The organism is uncultured Roseobacter sp. (assembly GCF_947499265.1).
In the GTDB taxonomy this organism is placed as follows: domain Bacteria; phylum Pseudomonadota; class Alphaproteobacteria; order Rhodobacterales; family Rhodobacteraceae; genus Roseobacter.
This window is the reverse complement of the sequence record NZ_CANMNK010000023.1, coordinates 1-1,238: the sequence shown is the minus strand read 5'-3', so window position 1 is coordinate 1,238 and position 1,238 is coordinate 1. Positions and strand designations below refer to the sequence as shown.

Genomic DNA, 1,238 nt, shown 5'->3' with positions numbered 1-1,238 from the left:
TGTCTAGCCCCCTGATCCTGGGCCACAAATTTGGGCTTTCTCTAAAATGGTTTCTGGGACGGGTGGACGCATGTTGAGTGCCTGATGCGGTCGGGTGTGATTGTACTGCCTGAGCCAGTGGTTGATGACGATCTGGGCCTGCTCGGTCGTCGTGAACCACTCCGCATTGAGAACCTCTCGACGCAGCGTCCCGTTGAACCGCTCATTGTAGCCGTTCTCCCAGGGCGATCCGGGATAGATACGGATCGGCTCGATGCCAACGCGCCGAAGCCAGCCCAGCAGTGCTTCGGCCGCGAACTCGGGTCCATTGTCAGATCGAATGTACTCTGGTGAACCGTGCCTCAGGAGGAGTGGATAGAGAGCTTCGAGGACGTCGTTGGCTCCCATCTTGGTGCGCACCGTCACCGCCAATGCCTGCCGGGTGAACTCATCAAGAACCGTCAGCATCTTGAAGCTCCGTCCATTGCTGAGCTTGTCGTGGACGACGTCGATGGCCCAGACATGGTTCGGATGGGTTGGCCTCAAGCGGATGATCGAACTGTCCTTGTAATAGAGCCGTTTGCGTTTCTTGTGCCGCTGTGGAAGCTGCAATCCTTCCTCTCGCCAGAGCTGCTCGACCTTCTTGTGGTTCACTCGCCAGCCTTCAACGTGAAGAAGCTCGTCGTCCATTGGTTGCTCGAACCAATGGCGCAACCAGGACGACCCTTGCGATAGCCATAACGGCCGTACTGCTTCGCCAGCCGGATGATCGTCAATCGCAGCGCGTCGTCATCTCTCGGTATCGCTCGATATTGCAGGGAGCTCCGCGCGAGGCCAATTACCCGACACGTCCGTCGCTCTGACGTCGCGAGCTTCTGGCGTGTATGAATGGCGGCCTGAGGGAGCTCCGCTGTGGTCAGGCGCGGGGCTTTAGGTGGTTCAGGCTTTCCTTGAGGATGAGCTTGTCCAGTTCGAGCTCCGCGACGATCTTCTTCGGCCGGGCGTTTTCTTTCTCCAGCTTCTTCATCTCAGACAGCTGCGACCGTCCCATGCCGCCGAAGCGCTTCCGCCAGTTATAGTACGTCGCATCGCTGATCCCGACGCTTCGACAAGCGGATGCCACGTCAACGCCGGCTGTCAGCTTAAGTTCGATCTCACGCAGCAGCTTCAGCACGTCTTCGTCTGAATGTCGCTTCCTCGCCATGTCCCGTACCCCTCTCGCGGCCAATGTAATGGCTCAGTTCTAGGGGGGAAGGACA

2 protein-coding genes are annotated in these 1,238 nt (G+C 58.5%); both read right to left on the bottom strand.

The annotated features are described in order from the left end of the window. Window positions 1-3 precede the first annotated feature (3 nt). Window positions 4-669, bottom strand: a complete 666-nt coding sequence (locus Q1A63_RS25565; protein WP_298976938.1) for an IS3 family transposase — start codon at window positions 667-669, stop codon at window positions 4-6. A gap of 226 nt (window positions 670-895) precedes the next feature. After that, window positions 896-1,183, bottom strand: coding sequence for a transposase (locus tag Q1A63_RS25560; RefSeq protein ID WP_298976936.1), 288 nt, complete (start codon window positions 1,181-1,183; stop codon window positions 896-898). Between the last annotated feature and the right edge of the window lie 55 nt (window positions 1,184-1,238).

Bases quoted from the DNA above. Each gene is read 5' to 3' on its own strand.
- Q1A63_RS25560 (WP_298976936.1), bottom strand. From the start codon at position 1,183: ATGGCGAGGAAGCGACATTCAGACGAAGACGTGCTGAAGCTGCTGCGT.
- Q1A63_RS25565 (WP_298976938.1), bottom strand. From the start codon at position 669: ATGGACGACGAGCTTCTTCACGTTGAAGGCTGGCGAGTGAACCACAAG.